We start from the raw sequence: 18,638 nt of genomic DNA, 5'->3' as shown, positions 1-18,638 counted from the left end.
GCGGCGTGGCGTGCGCGTGTCGCCCGGGGGCCCCGGCAACCGAGAGCAGAATCGCCCGGCGCCCGCGCCCCGGCGCGCTCCCAGCGGGCTCGGCTACCCTCGGGAGACGTGATCAAGGACTGGTGGCAGGCGTTCGTCGACGGCTTCGTGGGCGGCTTCGCCCGCACCCAGCCCCTCGCGGTCCCGGCCTCGGAGCTGGCCATGGTGCTCGCCGCCGCGGCGGCCCTGTGCGTGGTGCCGTTCCTGTGGCGGTTCTTCGGCCGCTTCGTCACGATCGTGCACGAGCTCGGACACGCGTTCGCGGGCCTCGCCACCGGGATGCGCGTCACCGGCATCACCCTGCGCATGGACCAGGGCGGGACCACCCACGGAGTGGGCCGGGGGAGGGCCGTGTGGTTCGGGTTCTGGGGCTACCCGTCCCCGGCCGTGGTGGGCGCGGTGCTCGTGTGGGCGTCGGCCGCCGGGTTCGGCCGCGCAGCGCTGTCGGTGGCCGTGGTGCTGCTCGCGCTCGTGTTCCTGTTCATCCGCAACCTCCAGGGCGTGCTGATCCTCGTCGGGGCGATCTTCGCCGTCGCGGCGATCGTCGTGGCCGTGCCCCCTGACACCCAGGTCCACATCACCCTCGCCGTGGGCCTGGCCCTCGTGCTCGGCGCCGCCCGCGACTGGTGGAACGTGGTGACCGTCCACACCCGCCGGCGCCGCGAGCTGGCGAGCTCGGACGCGTACATCCTCTCCCGCAGGACCGGCGTGCCCTCGGCCGTGTGGCTCGCCTCCTTCGCCGCGGTGATCGTGCTCGCCGGGGCCGTCTCGTGGGTCCTGCTCGACGGCGCCGTGCGTACAGTGGGCACGTGATCACTGCCCCGCGCCCCGCCCTGCCGGACCTCGCCGAGCTCGAGGCGGGTGCCGCCGTCGTGCGCCTGCCGATGCGGGTGAAGTTCCGCGGCGTGACCGAGCGGGAGGCGCTGCTGGTCCGCGGGCCCGCCGGCTGGGGCGAGTTCTCCCCGTTCCTCGAGTACGAGGACGCCGAGGCCTCGCGCTGGCTCGCCTCCGGCATCGAGGCGGCGTGGGAGGGCTTCCCCGAGCCCGTGCGCGGGCGGGTTCCGGTCAACGCGACGGTGCCCGCGGTGCCCGCCGGCCAGGTGCGGGACGTGCTCGCGGCGTTCGGGCCGGTGCAGGCGGTCAAGGTCAAGGTCGCCGAGCGCGGGCAGGCGCTCGCCGACGACATCGCCCGGGTCGCCGCGGTGCGCGACGCCCTGCCCGAGGCGGACCTGCGCGTGGACGCGAACGCCGGCTGGACCGTGCCGGAGGCCGTCGAGGCGCTCGTGCGGCTCGGCGAGTTCAGCCTCGAGTATGCCGAGCAGCCGGTCCCCGGGATCAACGGCCTCGCCGAGGTGCGGGCCCTCCTCGAGGCGCGCGGGACGCCCGTGCCCATCGCCGCCGACGAGGCCGTCCGCAAGGCCGAGGACCCCCTGCGCGTGGCCCGCGCCCGCGCCGCCGACCTCATCATCGTCAAGGCCGCACCGCTCGGGGGCGTGCGCCGGGCCCTCGAGATCGTGCGGGAGGCCGGCCTGCCCGCGGTGGTCAGCTCGGCCCTGGACACCTCCGTGGGACTCGCGGCCGGGGTGGCCCTCGCCGCCGCGCTGCCGTCTTTGCCACACGCGTGCGGGCTCGGCACCGGGGCGCTGCTGGCGCACGACGTCGTGTCCCCGGCCCTGGTGCCGGACGGCGGCTTCCTGCCGGCGGACCGCCTCGCCCAGCGCGCGGAACCGGACCCCGAGCTGCTCGCGCGGTACGCCGCGCCCGAGGAGCGCCGGCAGTGGTGGCTCGGCCGGCTGCGGCGGTGCCACGCACTCCTGGCGGCCCGGCACTAGCGCCGGGCCGGCCCGCGAGGACCGGGATGCGCATTAACCTTGATTTAACCTCAACATAGGCTGAGTTTTTCCTGGCAGTGATCGGGTGGCAGTGCACCAACCTCGCACCCGAAGGATGAACCCGTGTCTGAAACCCGCCGAAACCTCCTGCCGATGCTGGCCCACGTCCGCGGCAAGCGCAGCGCCGTGACCTGCGCCCTCAAGTGCGACAACGCCTGCCTCAACGAGGTCTGCAACGGCTCCGACAACAGCTACTTCCGCGACATCGCCGCCGGCGCCATCTCGCGCCGCTCGGCGCTGGGCCTCGGCCTCGCCGGCGCGCTCACCCTCGCCTTCACCGGCGGTGGCCGGGCCGAGGCGGCCGGGACGCGGCTCGCGCCCGCCGCCCCCGGGACCAACAGCCCGCTCGACTTCACCCCCATCAGGCCGGTGGACAGGCTCGTGGACGAGTTCACCGTCCCCCAGGGCTACGCGTGGCGGCCAATCATCCGCTGGGGCGACCCGCTCTTCGCCGACGCCCCCGCCTTCGACCTCGAGAACCAGACCGCCGAGGCCCAGGCGCGCCAGTTCGGCTACAACAACGACTACACCGACATCATCCGGCTCGACGGCCCGAACGGCCGGCGCGCGGTCCTCGTGGCCAACCACGAGTACACGAACGAGAACATCATGTTCCCCGCCGCCCAGCTCGCCGGGGACGCCGCCCGCGTCCGCGCAGTCGCGCGTGCAGCGCACGGCCTCTCCGTCGTCGAGCTCACCCGCCGGGACAGGAACAGCGCGTGGACGTACGTCCAGGCCGCCCCGCTCAACCGCCGCTACCTCCTCGACACCGAGTACGAGCTCACGGGCCCGGCGGCCGGCTCCGCCCTCCTGCGGACGGCCGCGGACCCGGCGGGGCGCACCGTGAGGGGAACGCTGGGCAACTGCGCGGGCGGCACCACCCCGTGGGGCACCGTCCTCTCGGGCGAGGAGAACTTCAACGGATACTTCCGCACGCCCGGCACCTCGGCGGCCGACAGGCGCTACGGCCTCTCCGACAAGGCGACGGTGCGCGGCTGGGAGCTCGACGATCCCCGCTTCGACGCCCGCACCCCCGGATACGAGAACGAGCCGAACCGCTTCGGCTGGGTCGTCGAGATCGACCCCATGGACCCTACCGCGACGCCGAAGAAGCACACGGCCCTCGGTCGCTTCAAGCACGAGGGCGCGAACGTGCACCTTGCCGCGAACGGCCGGGCCGTGGCGTACTCGGGCGACGACGAGCGCTTCGACTACCTCTACAAGTTCGTCTCGAAGGGCACCTACAGGCCCGGCAGCTCGGCCGCGGACCGCGCCCACAACAAGACCCTCCTGAGCGAGGGCAACCTCTACGTGGCGAAGTTCACCGGGGATTCCCCGGCGGCCGAGATCGACGGCTCAGGCGCGCTCCCCTCCGACGGCGCCTTCGACGGCCGCGGCGAGTGGCTCCCGCTCGTCGTCGACGGCCGCAGCGCGATCGAGGGCATGGGCGTCGAGGAGGTGCTGGTCCACACGCGCCTGGCCGCGGACAAGGCCGGCGCCACCAAGATGGACCGCTGCGAGGACGTCCAGTCCCACCCCGGCACGGGCAGGGTGTACGTGGTCTGCACCAACAACACCGACCGCGGCAAGGCCGGCAAGGAGGGCGCCACCGAGGTCAACCCGCGCGCACTCAACCGGGACGGCCACATCGTCGAGATCACCGAGGACGGAGGGGACCAGACCGCCACCGCGTTCGGCTGGAACCTGCTCCTCGTCTGCGGGGACCCCGCCGCGAACCAGAGCACCTACTTCGCCGGCTACCCCAAGGAGAAGGTCTCGCCGATCTCCTGCCCCGACAACGTCGCCTTCGACTCCTCGGGCCACCTCTGGGTCGCCACGGACGGCGCCCCGAGCACGATCGGCTACAACGACGGGCTCTTCAGGGTGACCCTCGAGGGCCCGGAGCGCGGCAAGGTCGAGCAGTTCCTCTCCGTGCCGCGGGACGCGGAGACCTGCGGCCCGATCGTCCACGACGAGGAGCGCCACGTGTACGTCTCCGTCCAGCACCCCGGCGAGGAGGGCACGTTCGAGGACCCGCACTCCCTCTTCCCGGACTACGCCGCCCGCGGCACCGCCCGCGGCCAGGCCCGCGCGCCCCGCCCGTCGGTGGTCCAGGTCCTCCCGGCGGTCCACGCCAAGTAGCCCGGTGGCCCAGCGCGGCCGAAACCCTACGATGGGAATGTGAGTCCCCTCAGTTCCCTCGACGCCGCCCGCGAGGCAGTCTCGGCACTGCTCGCGGGCGGCGTCCGCTGTGTCGTCGTCTGCCCCGGCTCCCGCAGCGCGCCGCTCGCGTACGCGCTCGCCGAGGCCGAGGGGCGGGGACACCTCGAGCTGGCGGTCCGGATCGATGAGCGGGACGGCGGCTTCACGGCGCTCGGCGCCGCCCTCTCCTCGGGGCGGCCGACGGCGGTCGTCACCACGAGCGGCTCGGCCGTCGGCAACCTCGTGCCGGCCGTCATGGAGGCGAACCACGCCGAGGTCCCGCTGATCGTGCTCTCGGCGGACCGGCCCGAGGAGCTGCACGGCACCGGCGCGAACCAGACCACGGAGCAGTTCGACCTGTTCGGCGAGCACGTGCGCTTCGCCGCCACCGTGGAGGCGGGGGCCGCGCCGTCGTCCCCGGTGCGGACGGCGCTCTCCGCGGCGATCGGCGCGCTCGAGGGAGTCCCCGCGGGCCCGGTGCAGCTGAACCTGTGCTTCCGCGAGCCGCTCGTGCCGGAGGAGGGCTGGGAGCCGCCGCCCGGCGGGTGGGAGGCCCCGCCCGTGCAGCCCTACGCGTACCGCCGGCCGCCGGTCGCGGCCCTCGGAGGCCTCCCGCCGCGGCGCACCGTGGTCCTCGCCGGGCACGGCGCCGGTCCCCTCGCCGAGGCCTTCGCGGCAGCGCACGGCCTGCCGCTGCTCGCCGAGCCCACGTCCAACGCCCGCTTCGGCGGCCATGCCGTGGGGCCGTACCGGCTCCTGCTCGACGGCCACCCCGGCGAGCTCATCGAGCGCGTGGTCCTGTTCGGGCGGCCCACGCTGTCGCGGCCGGTCACCCAGCTCCTCGCCCGCGAGGGCGTCCAGACCGCCCTGTACCACGCCCGCCCCGCCGCCTGGTTCCGCGAGGGCCGGCGCCGGGAGCGGCTCATCGACGACCTCGACGTGCTCTCAGGGTTCGCCGGCCGCGGCGCCGAGGGCTGGCTGGACGCGTGGCTGCTCGCGGGCGCCGCGGCGCAGGAGGCCGTGGACAGGATCATCGCCGGGCCCGGCGCCGTGCTCACCGGGCCCCGCCTCGCCCAGCTCGTGTGGGAGACGTCGCGCGGCCAGCTGATGCTCGGGTCCTCCAACGGGATCCGCGACGTGGACCTCGCCGCGACGCCGCCCACCCAGCCGTTGGCCCGCGTGTTCGCCAACCGGGGCCTGGCGGGGATCGACGGGGCCGTCTCCACCGCCACGGGCCTGTGGCTCGGCCGCCGCGCCGAGACCACGCTCTTCCTGGGTGACCTCACGCTCCTGCACGACGCGGGCGGCCTGCTCATCGGCGAGGGGGAAGCGGAACCGGACCTGCGCGCCGTCGTGCTCAACGACGCCGGCGGCGCCATCTTCGGCGTCCTCGAGCACGGCCGCGTGGGCGGCGACCCCGAGGGCCGCCCCGGCGCCGCGGCCGCGGTCGAGCGGCTCTTCGGCACGCCGCACCGCGCCGACCTCCGCGCGCTCGCGGCCGCGTACGGAGTCCGGCACACCCTCGTGCGCACGACCGCGGAGGCGGCCGCCGCGCTCTCGGCCCCCCGGCGGGCGGGACGCGAGATCATCGAGGCGCGCCTCGACCGGGCCGGGCTCCGCGGACTCCACGCGCGGATCCGGTCCGCGGTCGAGGACGCGGTGGGCGTCCGGTCGTGATCCTGGACGCCGCCGTCTGGTATTCCGGAACCCGCTGTCCGCGGCGGGGTTGCGCAGCCGCCCACAATATTGTCCAATGATGAACATTAGTTGCCTGTGATGCACATCTCACCTCGCTTCCGGCGGGGGTAGGATGGGACGTCGCATTAGCACTCTCGACACGTACCTGAAAAGTAAAGGTAGAGACATGACTTTCTCCGCGAAGCTCGCGGCCAAGGGCGCAGCCGTGCTCGCCGTCGGTGCCCTCGCCCTCACGGCCTGCACCAACGCCTCCGAGACGGGCGGCGGGGGGAGCCAGCCCTCGGGTTCGGCGTCGGCGTCGTTCGACCCGAGCACCGTGGCCAAGGACGACTCCCTCGCCTCGCAGGTCCCGGCCTCGATCAAGTCCAAGGGCACGCTCGTGGTCGGCTCCGACACGTCCTACGCCCCGGCGGAGTTCCTCGGCGGCGCGGACAACCACACCCCGATGGGCTACGATGTCGACCTCGCGAAGGCCATCGGCGCCACGCTGGGCCTCAAGACCGACGTGCAGACCGCGGAGTTCACGGGCATCCTGCCCGCCCTCGGCCCCAAGTACGACCTCGGCATCAGCTCCTTCACCATCAACAAGGAGCGCCTCGCGGCCGTCAACTTCGTGAGCTATTTCAACGCCGGCACCGCATGGGCCGTCCAGAAGGGCAACCCGAAGAAGTTCTCCCTCGACGACGTCTGCGGCAAGACCATCGGCGTCCAGACCGGAACCGTCCAGGAGGACCCGGACCTCAAGGACCGCAACGCCAAGTGCACCGCGGCGGGCAAGCCGGCCATCAACATCGTCTCGCTCAAGGCCCAGACGGACCTCAACACGCGCCTGGTCAACGGCAGCCTCGACGCCATGGCCGCGGACTCGCCGATCATCGGCTACGCCGTCCAGCAGACCAAGGGCGCCGTCGAGAAGCTCGGCGACACCTACGACGCCGCCCCCCAGGGCATCGCGGTCGCCAAGAGCGACACCGCGCTGGCCGACCTCGTCCAGAAGGTCATGACCAAGCTCATGGCCGATGGCACCTACAAGAAGATCCTCGACACGTGGAACAACTCCGAGGGCGCCGTCACCAAGTCTGAAGTCAACCCGACCCCCTCCTCGTGACTGAGATGACCACACACCGGGCTGAGACAGTCCAGACGTCCAAGGGCGGTGCACCGGAGCTGATCAAGGCCGTCCCGGTGCGCCACCCGTGGCGGTGGGTGGGGGCCGCCGTCATCCTCGTGATCGTGGCCCTGGCCGTCCAGAGCCTGGCGACGAACGAGAACTTCCACTGGGACACCTACGTCCTGTACATCCTCGATGTGAACGTGGTCCGGGGCGTCGGGTGGACGCTCCTGCTCACCGTGCTCTCGATGGTCCTGGCGATCGTGCTCGCGGTCCTGCTGGCGTTCATGCGCCAGTCGGACAACCCGATCTTCCGCTGGTCGTCCTGGTTCTGGGTCTGGTTCTTCCGCGGGACCCCGGTCTACACGCAGCTCATCTTCTGGGGCCTCGTCGCGGTGCTCTACCCGAAGATCGCCGTGGGCGTCCCGTTCGGCCCCGAGCTGTTCAGCTTCACCACGCAGGACCTGCTGAACTCCTTCTGGGCCGCAGTCCTCGGTCTGGGCCTGAACGAGTCCGCCTACCTCGCGGAGATCTTCCGGGCGGGCCTCAAGTCCGTGGACCGGGGCCAGACCGAGGCCGCCGAGGCGCTGGGCATGCGCGGGACCAAGATCATGTGGCGGATCGTGCTGCCCCAGGCCATGCGCGTGATCGTGCCGCCCACGGGCAACGAGACGATCGGCATGCTCAAGACCACCTCGCTGGTCCTGGCCGTGCCGTTCACGCTGGACCTCACCTTCGTGACCAACACGCTGGCCAACCGCACCTACCTGCCCATCCCGCTGCTCATGGTCGCGGCGACCTGGTACCTGCTCGTGACGAGCATCCTCATGGTGGGCCAGCACTACATCGAGAAGTACTACGGCAAGGGCGTGGACAACCTCGTCCCCGCCCCGGTGAATGCGGCGGCGGCGAAGGCCGCGGCGGCAGGCCTGGGGCCGGCGTCGGACACCATGCCCGGCGGCCCCACCGTGGCCGGCAAGGACATCGAGGAGAGCGGACGATGAGCGCAGCAGCTGCCGAGGGCACGCACCGCGTCGCCCCCGGGACCCAGGAGATCGTGCGCGTCGAGGGCGTGCACAAGTACTTCGGCCAGCACCACGTGCTCCGCGGGATCGACATGACGGTCAGGCAGGGCGAGGTGGCGGTGCTCATCGGGCCCTCCGGCTCCGGCAAGTCCACGCTCCTGCGCTGCATCAACCACCTCGAGACGATCAGCGCCGGGCGGATCCGGGTCAACGGCGAGCTCATCGGCTACCGCGAGCACGGCGGCAAGCTGCACGAGCTCACCGTCAAGGACGTCGCGCGCCAGCGCCGCAACATCGGCATGGTGTTCCAGCGGTTCAATCTCTTCGGGCACAAGACCGCCCTCGAGAACGTCATCGAGGCGCCGGTGCAGGTGAAGGGCCAGAACAAGGCCACGGCCAAGAAGCGGGCCCTCGAGCTCCTCGACCAGGTCGGCTTGTCCGACCGGGCGGGCCACTACCCGGCCCAGCTCTCCGGCGGCCAGCAGCAGCGCGTGGCCATCGCGAGGGCGCTGGCCATGGAACCCGAGCTCATGCTGTTCGACGAGCCCACCTCCGCGCTCGACCCGGAGCTCGTGGGCGACGTCCTGAACGTCATGAAGGACCTCGCGGCCTCGGGCATGACCATGATCGTGGTGACCCACGAGATCGGCTTCGCCCGCGAGGTCGGCGACACCCTGACCTTCATGGACGGCGGCGTCGTGGTGGAGTCCGGCAAGCCGCGGGACGTCATCGCCAGCCCGCAGCACGAGCGCACCCAGGCCTTCCTCGGCAAGGTCCTCTAGCGCCGAAGACCCCGCACAGTGCGGCCAGAGACCCCGCAACCTCCCCAAGAGGTTGTGGGGTCTCTGGCGTCCGCTTGTGGGGTCCTGCGTCAGCGCTCGACGCCGAGGGCCTCGAGCATCGGCCGGAACTTGGCCCACGTCTCGGCGAGCTCGGCAGTCGGCTGGGACGCCTCCACGATCCCGCAGCCCGCGTACAGGCGCATAGACGTCGGCGTCTCGATGACCCCACCGCGGAGCGCGATGCCCCACTCGCCGTTGCCGGCCGCGTCCAGCCATCCCACCGGCCCCGCGTAGGGCCCGCGGTCCAGCGCCTCGAGCTCGCGGATGAGCGCCCCGGCCACGGAGGTGGGGGTGCCGCAGACCGCGGCGGTCGGGTGCAGCGCGTTGACGAGCGCGAGCGAGGTGGGGATGTGCCCCTCCACGTCCACGAGCTCGGCCTTCACGTCGGAGGCGAGGTGGTACACGTTGGGCAGCTCGAGGATGAACGGCTCGTCATGGGCGTTCATGGCCTCGGAGAACGGGGCGAGCGCCGTGGTCAGCGACTGGATGGCGATCTCGTGCTCGTGCCGCTGCTTGGGCGAGCCGGCCAGCACGCGCTCCGCGTACTCGAGCCCCTGGCCGTTGGCGTCGCGGCGGTCGATCGTGCCCGCGAGGACCCGGGCCTGCGCCGTGCGCCCCTCGACCTGGATGAGCATCTCGGGGGTGGCGCCCACCAGGCCGTCGACCCCGTACACCCACGTGTCGCGGTAGGCCGCAGCGAGCCGGCGCAGCACCTCGTGCCGGTCGATCCCGGCGCCCCGGTGCACCACGATGTCCCGGGCGAGGACGAGCTTCTCGAGCCCGCCCGCCGCGATCCGCTCGACCCCGGCGGCCACGGCGTCCATCCACCGCTGCTCGCCCAGCGAGCCGGGGGAGAGGGTCACCGGCCCGCCGCCGGCGCGGTCCGTGCCCGAGCCCGCACCCGCCGTCGTGCGTCCCCCCGCGACCGGGCCGCGCGAGCCGCCGGCGGGATCGAGGACGCGCCCGACGGCGGCCTGCACCGCCGCGTCGGTGGGCTCGGTCCCGTCGCTGGTCACCAGCGTGGCCCAGGCGGCGCCGTCGCGGATGCCGATCACGAGCTCGGGGACCACGAGGCGGGAGAGGAAGTGGGAGGTGCGGGAGAAGGCGAAGCTGCCGAATGCCAGCAGGCCGGTCCCGGGGTGGCCCACGCGGTCCACCACCTCGGCCTCGAGCGTGAGCTGCTTCCACCACGCCTCGGCGTCGATGAACCGGTCCGCGCCGGTGGCCGTGAAGCGGGCCGTCTCGCCGAACCCGATCTGGCCCTCGCCGCGGCGGATCCAGCACTGCACCTGCGCGTCCGTGAGGCCTGCGGCGAGGTCGGTGGCGCCGAGGACGGCCGGGCCCAGAGTGACCGTGAGGGCGCGCAAGGGGTGCTTCATGATGGATCAAGCCTACGCGGTAACCGGCAGGGCTCCGGAGCGGGCCCGCGGGCGCGGGGAGCAGGCCCGCGGGCGCGGGGAGCCGCCGGGGGCGCCGCCTCGCCGTAGACGGGACGAGCGCGGCGCCGCTATCCTGACGGCCGTCCGCTTGCCCTGCACAGGAGGTCCCGTGAGCGTTGCCGTCGTTGTCCACGCCGCCGGGGACCTGCGCCTCGATCCGGTGCCGGAGCAGGAGCCCGGACCCCACGACGCGGTCGTGGCGGTCGAGTACGGCGGCATCTGCGGCAGCGACCTCTCCTACCTCCGGCACGGCGCCTCGGGGCTGAGCGTCCTGCGCGATCCGCTCGTGCTCGGCCATGAGGTCGCCGGGCGCATCGCGGCCCTCGGCGAGGCCGTGACCGGCTTCGAGGTGGGCCAGCGGGTGGCCGTCCACCCCGCCACGGTGTGCGGTCGGTGCGCGCACTGCACGGAGGGCCGGCCCAACCTGTGCGAGTCAGTGCGCTACCTCGGCTCCGCCGCGTCCCGGCCGCACACCCAGGGCGCCTTCTCCGCCCGCACCGTGGTCCCGGCGGGCCAGCTGCGCGCCGTGCCCGAGGGCGTGAGCACGCGCCAGGCCGCCGTCGCCGAGCCGCTCGGCGTCGCGATCCACGCCGTCAGCCGGGCCGGGGACGTGCGCGGCCGCACCGTCCTGGTCAACGGCGCCGGCCCCATCGGCGCACTCGTCGTCGCGGCCGCGCGCCGGGCCGGCGCCGCCCGCGTCATCGCCGCAGACCTCGCCCCGGCGTCACTCGAGGTGGCGCGGAGGATGGGCGCCCACGAGGCCGTCGACCTCTCGGGGGGCGCCGCGCTGCCCGAGGCCGAGGTGGTCTTCGAGGCCTCCGGCGCGCCCGCCGCGGTGACCGCCGTCCTGCGTGCCGTCCGCCGGGGCGGCACCGTGGTCCAGGTCGGCAACCTGCCCGCCGGGGACATCCCGGTGTCCCTCGGCGCGCTCGTGTTCCGCGAGGTGGACTACCGCGGCACCTTCCGCTTCGTCGACGAGATGGCCGCAGCGCTGCAGTACCTCGCCGACGGACTCGACGTGGGGCCCCTCCTCACCCACGAGTTCGCCGCCGAGGACGCCGTCGAAGCCTTCCGCGTGGCGGGGGACCGCCGCACCGGCTCGTCCAAGGTCCTGCTGCGGTTCTGAAGTTTGGCAGAATGGTGCGGGTGAGCAGCGCAGGCAGCAGGGCATCCCTTGAGAAGCGGCCCGACGAGGTCGCCACCATGTTCGACGAGGTCGCACCGCGGTACGACGTCATGAACGACCTCCTCTCCCTCGGCCAGACGCGCCGCTGGCGGAAGATCGTGCTCGATGCGGTCGACGCCGGCCCCGGCCAGCGGGTCCTCGACCTCGCCGCCGGGACGGGCACCTCCTCCGAGCCCTACGCGGACGCGGGGGTCGACGTCGTCGCCTGCGACTTCTCCCTCGGCATGCTCCGGGTGGGCAAGCGCCGCCGCCCCGACATCGACTTCATCGCCGGCGACGCGACCAACCTGCCCTTCGCAGACGGCTCCTTCGACGCCGTCACCATCAGCTTCGGGCTGCGCAACGTGACCGACCCCCGCAAGGCCCTCGCCGAGATGCTGCGCGTGACCAAGCCCGGCGGCCGGCTCGTCATCGCCGAGTTCTCCTCCCCGGTGAACCCCCTCTGGCGCACCATGTACGTCGAGTACCTCATGCGCGCCCTGCCCGAGATCGCCCGCCGCGCCTCCTCCAACCCGGACGCCTACGTGTACCTCGCCGAGTCGATCCGCGCCTGGCCGGACCAGGACAATCTGGCCGCCTGGCTGTCCGAGGCCGGCTGGACCGACGTGACCTACCGCAACCTCTCCGGCGGGATCGTGGCCGTGCACCGCGCCTACAAGCCCGACGCCGCCGCCGAGGCGCCGTCCGGGGCGGCTGCCCAGGTCCGGCGCGCGCGCCGCTCCGCGTCCCGCTGACGCGAGGCGGATCCACCGTGGACGTCCTGATCGTCGGAGCCGGCCCGGCCGGCTCGACCGCAGCCCACCACCTCGCGCGCTCGGGCGTGCCCGTCACCGTGCTCGAGAAGACCCGCTTCCCGCGCGAGAAGGTCTGCGGGGACGGGCTCACGCCCCGCGCCGTGCGCGAGATCCAGCTGCTCGGGCTCCCGCACGCCGCCGAGGACGGCTGGCGCCGCAACCGCGGCCTGCGCCTCATCGCCGGCGGCCGCACCCTCGAGCTCCCGTGGCCCGACCTCGACGGCTTCCCCGACTACGGCCTGGTGCGCACCCGGCTCGGCTTCGACGAGGCCCTCGCCGCGCACGCCCGCTCCGCCGGGGCGCAGATCCTCGAAGGCCACTCGGTCACGGAGGTGCTGACGGACGACGCCGGCCGCGTGGTGGGTGCCCGCGCCCACCTCCTCGACGAGGCCGGCAAGAAGACCGGCGAGACGCGCGACTTCCGCGCCGACGTGGTCCTCGCGGCCGACGGCAACTCGACCCGCGCCGCGGTGTCCCGCGGCCTGGCCAAGCGCGACGACCGCCCCCTCGGCGTGGCCTACCGCACCTACTTCGAGAGTCCCCGCCACGAGGACGACTGGATGGAGGGCTGGCTCGAGCTGCCCGGCGCCGACGGCAAGCCCCTGCCCGGCTATGGCTGGGTGTTCGGCGTGGGCGACGGCACCTGCAACGTGGGGCTCGGCATCCTCAACTCCTCCAAGGAGTTCGGCAGGCTCGACTACCGCCAGGTGCTGCGCGAATGGACCGCCGGAATGCCCGGGGAGTGGGGCTTCGCCGAGGAGAACCAGGTCGGGCCCATCCGCGGCGCAGCCCTCCCCATGGGCTTCAACCGCACCCCGCACGTGGTCCCCGGCATGGCCCTCCTCGGCGACGCCGGCGGCATGGTCAGCCCCTTCAACGGCGAAGGCATCTCGTACGCCATGGAGTCCGGGCGGTTCGCCGCCCAGCACCTCGTGGACGCCGCAGCAGCCCAGCGCGCGGCGGGCCGGGCACGGCCGGAGGAGGCCGACGTCGACCGTCGCCTGGGCGCCTACGCGGACCGGGTCCGGCGCGAGTGGGGGAGCCACTTCACGCTCGGGCGCGCCTTCGCGGCGCTGATCGGCCACCCGGCCGCGATGCGCGCGGCGCTCGCCACCGGGATGCCGGTCCCGCCGCTCATGCGCCTCGTGGTGCGGCTGCTCGCCAACCTCACCGACCGACCGGGCACGAGCCTGCCGGACGCCGCGATCCGGGTGCTCGAGGCGCTCGTGCCCGCGACGTCGAACACCGCCCCACCCCGCCCGGCGCCCGCAGCGCGCCCCGGAAGCTAGGCTTGACACCGTGACTGAATCTGCAGACAGCCGCTGGACGCACGCGGGGCACGGACGCCCCGAGTCCTCCGAGCCGCCTCCCACCACCACGGCGATCGCCGCCGGCATGCAGCTGCCTGCCGGCTTCGCCGCCATTGCCGAGGACGCTGAGCTGGGCCCTGCGATCACCACGAGCATGGCGCGGGTCGAGCGGGTCCTGCGCGAGGCCATCTCCAACTCCGACCCCCTCGCCGACGCGACGAGCAAGCACCTCATGGAGGCCGGCGGCAAGCGCATCCGGCCGCTGCTGACCATCCTCGCCGCGCACCTGGGCGATTCCGAGCGGGCCGAGGTGCTGCAGGCCGCCGCTGTCGTGGAGCTCACCCACCTGGCCACGCTGTACCACGACGACGTCATGGACTCCGCGCCCTACCGCCGCGGCGCCCCCACCGCCCACGAGGTCTGGGGCAACACCGTGGCGATCCTGGCCGGCGACCTCATCTTCGCCCGCGCCTCGATCCTCGTCTCCGACCTCGGCGGCCGCGCCCTGTCCATCCAGGCGCGCACGTTCGAGCGGCTCTGCCTCGGGCAGCTGCACGAGACCGTGGGCCCGCGCGACGGCGAGGACCCGCTGCAGCACTACATCTCCGTGCTGTCCGACAAGACCGGCTCGCTCATCGCCGCCGCCGGCCAGTTCGGCGTGATCTTCTCCGGCGCCCCGTCCGAGTACGAGTCGGTGCTCGTGGACTACGGCGAGAAGGTGGGCGTGGCGTTCCAGCTGGCCGACGACGTCATCGACGTCACCGGCGGCAAGGTCACCTCCGGCAAGATCGCCGGGACGGACCTGCGCGAGGGCGTCCCGACCCTGCCCGTGCTGCTGCTGCGCCGCGCCGCGGCCGACGGCGACGCCTCCGCCCAGCGCGTCCTCGGCTTCCTGGACGCGGACCTCTCCGGCGACGACGCGCTCGCTGCCGCCGTCGGGGAGATCGCTTCGCACCCCGTGACCGAGCAGTCGTGGGCCGTGGCGCGGGAGTGGGCCGACGCGGCGAAGTCCGCCCTCCGGCCGCTGCCCGAGGGCGTCGTGAAGGACTCGCTCGCGGCGTTCGCCGACGCGGTGGTGGAGCGCCGGGCCTGACATCCCGCCCCCGCGCGTCGCCCCCGCCCCCGCGTTGAGGGGTCATGTCCCACCGTTGAGGGGTCATGTCCCACCGTTGAGGGGTCATGTCCCTGTCGTGAGGGGTCGCTAGGCCGCGCGCGCTGCGAAGAGGGAGCGCAGGGCGGCGCGGACTCGGGCAAAGTCGTCCCGGCGGTCCTCCGCGGTGACGATGATGACCACCCACCCTGCGGCGCGGAAGGCTGCGTCCCGGCGAGCGTCGCGTCGGCGCTGTTCGTCGGTGAGGTGATGGTCGCCGTCGTATTGGATCGCGACCCGGATGCTCCGGTAACCCATGTCCGCGCTGAAGGAGAAGCGGTCGGAGGGCTTGAGGACGATCTGCAGCTCCGGTTCAGGGAAGCCGTAGGCGAGGAGACAGAGCCGGAGCAGGGTCTCCGGGACCGAGTCGGCGCCGACCCGCATGTCGGCCAGGGCGGCGCGGCACCGCGCGACCCCTTTCATCTTCGGGTGGCAGCGGAGCATCTCCGCGAGGGCGTCCTTGCTGGAGTGCGGCCGGCTCCGGCCCTCGAAATCGGCCCGGGGACGGCGGATGAGCTGGTCTCCGAGTGCCACGAGGGCGACCGGCCCCAGCTCGTTGCCCAGGTCGAGCCAGGTGCGGGCCGGCGAACTGGCGAGGATGCCCGGCCCGAGCTGCACGACCTCGTCCGGCAGAACGTGGACACGGTGCCCCACGACTCCATCCCGCCTCACTCTGGGCAGGTGGCTGGGCTTGCTCAGGTGGAGCAATGAGTGGTCGGCTGCCGGATCGGGGAGCCACAGCCCGTGCAGGGCGGCCGACGTCCTGTGGGACGCCCACGATCCGGACGTCACGGCGAGGTGCGCCCGGACTCGGTCCGCGAGGGACGGATCGCCATCGCCCGGGAGGTACAGCTCGCGGCTGACGTGCCTGACGTTCTGGCGGAGGAGGTCGAAGTAGTCCAGGCCGTGGCGTTGGGCCTCGGTCGACGTGAACGATGAGGAGAGCATGATCTCGAGCGCGGTGGGCGTTGTCATGCCGGAATGGTGGCACTCTTCCCGGGATCCTGCGCTGAGTTATCCACAGTGCCGCGCTGGAACCCCGGGATGACGGGGCGCTGTTTGTCCTCCACAGCCCTAGGGGCGTGACCCCTCAACGCAGGGACATGACCCCTCAACGCAGGGACATGACCCCTCAACGCAGGGACATGACCCCTCAACGGAGGGACATAACCCCACAACGGTTAAACGGGTGGTCCCGGGACTCGGCTAGCGCCGATTCCCGGGACCGTTTCCGTTCGCACCCGGATTCACTGGAGGCTAAGAAGTGAACCCACTGACAAGCATATGACAGATCTGTAAAAAGTCCAGCGATACTGGTCAATCAGTTTGAAGCGAGTGGTGTCAGCCCTCTTCGTCTTCCTCGTCATCCTCGCTGAAGACCCACTCGAACATGTCGAACGTGAACTCCGAGAACGTGCCGTCTTCCGAGGCCCACTCGCCCCGGGCGTTGTTCTTGCGGTACACGATGGGGTCCGGGACGCGCAGGTCGCCGGCGCGGAACCCCCAGGTGAACTGCTCCTCCTCGTCTTCGAGGAACATGAGGAAGCCCTCGTCGTCGATCTCGAGCTCCTCGGGATCCCAGAAGTAGTGGTAGGCCTCCATGAGCTCCGAGTTGCCCAGGGCGAGGTAGAACTCGCGCAGCACCTGCGGGATGGTGAACGCATGCTCCTCGAGGGCCTGGTCGAGCTCCTTCTCCGAAATCCCGTCTGCGGGCTTCCAGGGATCCTCGAGGTACTTCGGGACAAGCGCGCGGAACTTCTCCAGGAACATTTCGTTCATGTGCTTCATCCTAGTCGGGCGGCGTCCGCGGGTTTCGGCCGCGTGAACGGGCGGCCGGTACGCTCGGCACATGAGCCAGGACATCCTCGTGGCATGCGCCCACGGAACCAGCAGCGCCGAGGGCAGGGCCGCGATCCTGGCCGTCATCGGCGAGATCCGGGCCGCCCGCCCGGGCCTGACCGTGGTGGACGCCTACGTCGACGTGCACGGTCCCGAGCTGCCCGACGTCGTCGCCGGGCTGCCCGCGGAGGCGAGCGCCGTCGTCGTGCCCCTCCTCCTCAGCGTCGGCTACCACGTGAAGGTCGACATCGCCCGGGCGGTGGCGTCGCGGCCGGGCACGCTCGCCGCGGGCCCCCTCGGGCCCGACGAGCGGCTCGCCGACCTCCTCGCGGCCCGCCTCGCCGACGCCGGGCTCCGCGCGGACGACGCCGTGGTGCTCGCCGCCGCCGGCTCGTCGAACCCACAGGCCGCGGCCGACGTCGAACGCCTCGCCGACATGCTCCGCCACCGTGTCCCGAACCGTGTCCTGCCCGGGTACGGTGCGAGCGCCTCGCCGAGCGTCCCGCAGGCGGTCGCCGAGCTGCGCGCCGAGGAGGCTGGCGGGACGGGCGACGCCGCGCGGGTCGTCGTCGCCTCCTACCTCCTCGCGCCGGGGTTCTTCCACGACCAGCTTGCGAAGGCCGGGGCCGACGCCGTCGCCGCGCCGCTGCTGCCGGCGCCCGTGATCGCCCGGATCGCGCTGGACCGCTACGACGCCGCGCTCGCCGCGGCCGACGCGGCGAGCGGAACGGTGGAACCGGCCGCCCCGGTCGAGCCCGCCGCCCCAGTGGAACCGGCGACCCCGGCCGAGCCGGCCGAGTGAGCGCCGAGACGGGACACGCACCCCGGAGGGCGACTGCCGGGCTCCTCGTGGTCCTGGTCGCCGCGATGGGCGTCGGGCCCATCCTCAACTACGGCCTCAGCGCGGTGAGCCCGCTCATCCTGGCCTCGCTGGGGATGAGCCAGTCCCAGTTCGGCCTGCTCGCCGGGGCCGTGTTCGCCTCGGCCGCCGTGAGCAGCTTCTCCCTCGGGCGCCTCAGCGACCGGGCCGGCACGCGCACGCAGCTCGTGCTGATCTTCGGCGGGACGGTCGTGGCGCTCGTCATCGCCGCGCTCGCGCACAGCTTCTGGGTGCTCCTCGCCGCGGTGATCATCGCCGGGCCGGCGCAGTCGATCTCCAATCCGACCACCAACCGGGTCATCGTGACCTCGGTGCCTCCGCACAAGCGGGCCGGGTGGATCGGGATCAAGCAGTCCGGGGTGCAGGCGAGCCAGCTCTTCTCCGGGCTGTTCTTCCCCGCGGTGGCGCTGTGGCTAGGGTGGCAGGGCGCGTTCGGGCTCGCCGCGCTGATCGCCCTCGGCCTGCTCGCGTACGGGTTCGCGCAGGTGCCCTCCGAGCCCGCGAGGCCCCGGTCCGCCGCCCGGCGCGGCTCGGGCGGCCCCCTGCCGTTCTCGATGTGGCTGTTCGCGGGGTTCGCGTTCTTCTCCGGCCTGGGGATGCAGGCCACCAACGTGTACCTGCCGCTCTACGCCGTCCGCGAGCTCGGCTTCCCGCTCGTGCTGGCCGGGGCCGCGGCGGGCGTCTCGGGCATCGTCGGGGTCTCGTCGCGCATCGTGTGGGGGCGCAGGATGGCCGGCGGCGCCCGGCCGTCCGGGCTGCTGCTCGCCCTGGCGCTCGGGGCGATCGTGGGCGTCGCGTGCCTGCTCGGAGCCGGCGCGCTGCACCAGCCGTGGCTCGTGTGGGCCGGCGTCGCGCTGCACGGGGCCACCGTGCTGGGCGCAAACGTGATCATGAACGCGGCCGTGCTCGTGGTGGTGCCCTCCGAACGGGTGGGCGTGGCGTCCGGCGTGCTCGCCGCCGGCATGTACACGGGGTTCTCGCTCGGGCCGCTGGTCATGGGGGTCCTGGCCGACGCGACCGGCTCGTACGACGCCGGCTGGCTCGCCGTGGGCGCCGGCTACCTGGTGTGCGCGGGGCTCGCCCTGTGGCTCAGGCGCTATGGCGCCACGCACCCGTGGACGTCGTTCTCCCACTGACGCCGCCCGCGCCGCCCACCCCCTTTCCCCGTTTCGGGTACACATCTCGTCGTCTTTTTCCCCTTCCGGGTACGCATCTCGGCGGCCTTTCCGGC

The 18,638-nt window shown here is 73.0% G+C and carries 16 protein-coding genes; 13 read left to right on the top strand and 3 right to left on the bottom strand.

From position 1 onward, the window contains the following. Nucleotides 1–108: 108 nt before the first annotated feature. The 7 genes from J2W20_RS04040 (at nucleotide 109) to J2W20_RS04010 (ending at nucleotide 8,749) form a co-directional block, all read left to right on the top strand. Entirely contained in the window at nucleotides 109–852 is a 744-nt protein-coding gene (locus J2W20_RS04040) for a M50 family metallopeptidase (RefSeq protein WP_307004820.1), read from the top strand. A 71-nt stretch (nucleotides 853–923) separates the two neighbouring features. Beyond that, a complete protein-coding gene (locus J2W20_RS04035; RefSeq protein ID WP_307005437.1) occupies nucleotides 924–1,871 on the top strand; it encodes an o-succinylbenzoate synthase in 948 nt (315 codons plus the stop codon). Nucleotides 1,872–1,994: 123 nt separating this feature from the next. After that, the gene (locus J2W20_RS04030; protein ID WP_373457957.1) at nucleotides 1,995–4,073 is read left to right on the top strand and encodes a PhoX family protein; all 2,079 of its coding nucleotides are present in this window, start codon (nucleotides 1,995–1,997) and stop codon (nucleotides 4,071–4,073) included. Between the two features lie 39 nt (nucleotides 4,074–4,112). Further along, nucleotides 4,113–5,810, top strand: coding sequence for a 2-succinyl-5-enolpyruvyl-6-hydroxy-3-cyclohexene-1-carboxylic-acid synthase (gene menD / locus J2W20_RS04025; RefSeq protein WP_307004818.1), 1,698 nt, complete (start codon nucleotides 4,113–4,115; stop codon nucleotides 5,808–5,810). Between the two features lie 187 nt (nucleotides 5,811–5,997). Continuing rightward, entirely contained in the window at nucleotides 5,998–6,939 is a 942-nt protein-coding gene (locus J2W20_RS04020) for an ABC transporter substrate-binding protein (RefSeq protein WP_307004817.1), read from the top strand. 5 nt (nucleotides 6,940–6,944) lie between these two features. Beyond that, the gene (locus J2W20_RS04015; protein WP_307005433.1) at nucleotides 6,945–7,946 is read left to right on the top strand and encodes an amino acid ABC transporter permease; all 1,002 of its coding nucleotides are present in this window, start codon (nucleotides 6,945–6,947) and stop codon (nucleotides 7,944–7,946) included. After that, nucleotides 7,943–8,749 carry an amino acid ABC transporter ATP-binding protein gene (locus J2W20_RS04010; RefSeq protein ID WP_307004815.1) on the top strand — a complete coding sequence of 269 codons (807 nt, stop codon included), beginning with the start codon at nucleotides 7,943–7,945 and terminating at the stop codon, nucleotides 8,747–8,749. The genes J2W20_RS04015 and J2W20_RS04010 overlap by 4 nt, the downstream gene beginning before the upstream one ends. Before the next feature lie 89 nt (nucleotides 8,750–8,838). On the opposite strand, the gene J2W20_RS04005 is transcribed toward J2W20_RS04010, so the two are convergent. Continuing rightward, nucleotides 8,839–10,188 (bottom strand): isochorismate synthase, encoded by a 1,350-nt coding sequence (locus tag J2W20_RS04005; RefSeq protein ID WP_307004813.1) that lies wholly within the window; start codon nucleotides 10,186–10,188, stop codon nucleotides 8,839–8,841. Between the two features lie 169 nt (nucleotides 10,189–10,357). Between J2W20_RS04005 and J2W20_RS04000 the strand changes: the two genes are divergently transcribed. The 4 genes from J2W20_RS04000 to J2W20_RS03985 are packed head-to-tail and all read left to right on the top strand — an operon-like array spanning nucleotide 10,358 to nucleotide 14,631. Beyond that, nucleotides 10,358–11,374, top strand: a complete 1,017-nt coding sequence (locus J2W20_RS04000) for an L-idonate 5-dehydrogenase (protein ID WP_307004811.1) — start codon at nucleotides 10,358–10,360, stop codon at nucleotides 11,372–11,374. Nucleotides 11,375–11,394: 20 nt separating this feature from the next. Beyond that, the gene (locus J2W20_RS03995) at nucleotides 11,395–12,168 is read left to right on the top strand and encodes a demethylmenaquinone methyltransferase (protein WP_307004809.1); all 774 of its coding nucleotides are present in this window, start codon (nucleotides 11,395–11,397) and stop codon (nucleotides 12,166–12,168) included. A 17-nt stretch (nucleotides 12,169–12,185) separates the two neighbouring features. Then, nucleotides 12,186–13,517 (top strand): geranylgeranyl reductase family protein, encoded by a 1,332-nt coding sequence (locus tag J2W20_RS03990; RefSeq protein ID WP_307004807.1) that lies wholly within the window; start codon nucleotides 12,186–12,188, stop codon nucleotides 13,515–13,517. 10 nt (nucleotides 13,518–13,527) lie between these two features. Further along, entirely contained in the window at nucleotides 13,528–14,631 is a 1,104-nt protein-coding gene (locus J2W20_RS03985; RefSeq protein WP_307004805.1) for a polyprenyl synthetase family protein, read from the top strand. Between the two features lie 108 nt (nucleotides 14,632–14,739). On the opposite strand, the gene J2W20_RS03980 is transcribed toward J2W20_RS03985, so the two are convergent. Together J2W20_RS03980 and J2W20_RS03975 are read right to left on the bottom strand one after the other, a co-directional pair. Next, nucleotides 14,740–15,663, bottom strand: coding sequence for a hypothetical protein (locus J2W20_RS03980; RefSeq protein ID WP_307004803.1), 924 nt, complete (start codon nucleotides 15,661–15,663; stop codon nucleotides 14,740–14,742). A 366-nt stretch (nucleotides 15,664–16,029) separates the two neighbouring features. Beyond that, nucleotides 16,030–16,467 carry a hypothetical protein gene (locus J2W20_RS03975; protein WP_307004801.1) on the bottom strand — a complete coding sequence of 146 codons (438 nt, stop codon included), beginning with the start codon at nucleotides 16,465–16,467 and terminating at the stop codon, nucleotides 16,030–16,032. Between the two features lie 70 nt (nucleotides 16,468–16,537). Between J2W20_RS03975 and J2W20_RS03970 the strand changes: the two genes are divergently transcribed. Beyond that, nucleotides 16,538–17,329, top strand: coding sequence for a sirohydrochlorin chelatase (locus J2W20_RS03970; protein WP_307004799.1), 792 nt, complete (start codon nucleotides 16,538–16,540; stop codon nucleotides 17,327–17,329). After that, entirely contained in the window at nucleotides 17,326–18,543 is a 1,218-nt protein-coding gene (locus J2W20_RS03965) for an MFS transporter (RefSeq protein ID WP_307004798.1), read from the top strand. The genes J2W20_RS03970 and J2W20_RS03965 overlap by 4 nt, the downstream gene beginning before the upstream one ends. The last annotated feature ends 95 nt before the right edge of the window (nucleotides 18,544–18,638 follow it).

Source organism: Sinomonas atrocyanea, from assembly GCF_030812675.1.
Taxonomy (GTDB): domain Bacteria; phylum Actinomycetota; class Actinomycetes; order Actinomycetales; family Micrococcaceae; genus Sinomonas; species Sinomonas atrocyanea_B.
Note: the sequence above shows the minus strand (reverse complement) of the source record. Positions and strands in the feature narration are given on the sequence as shown.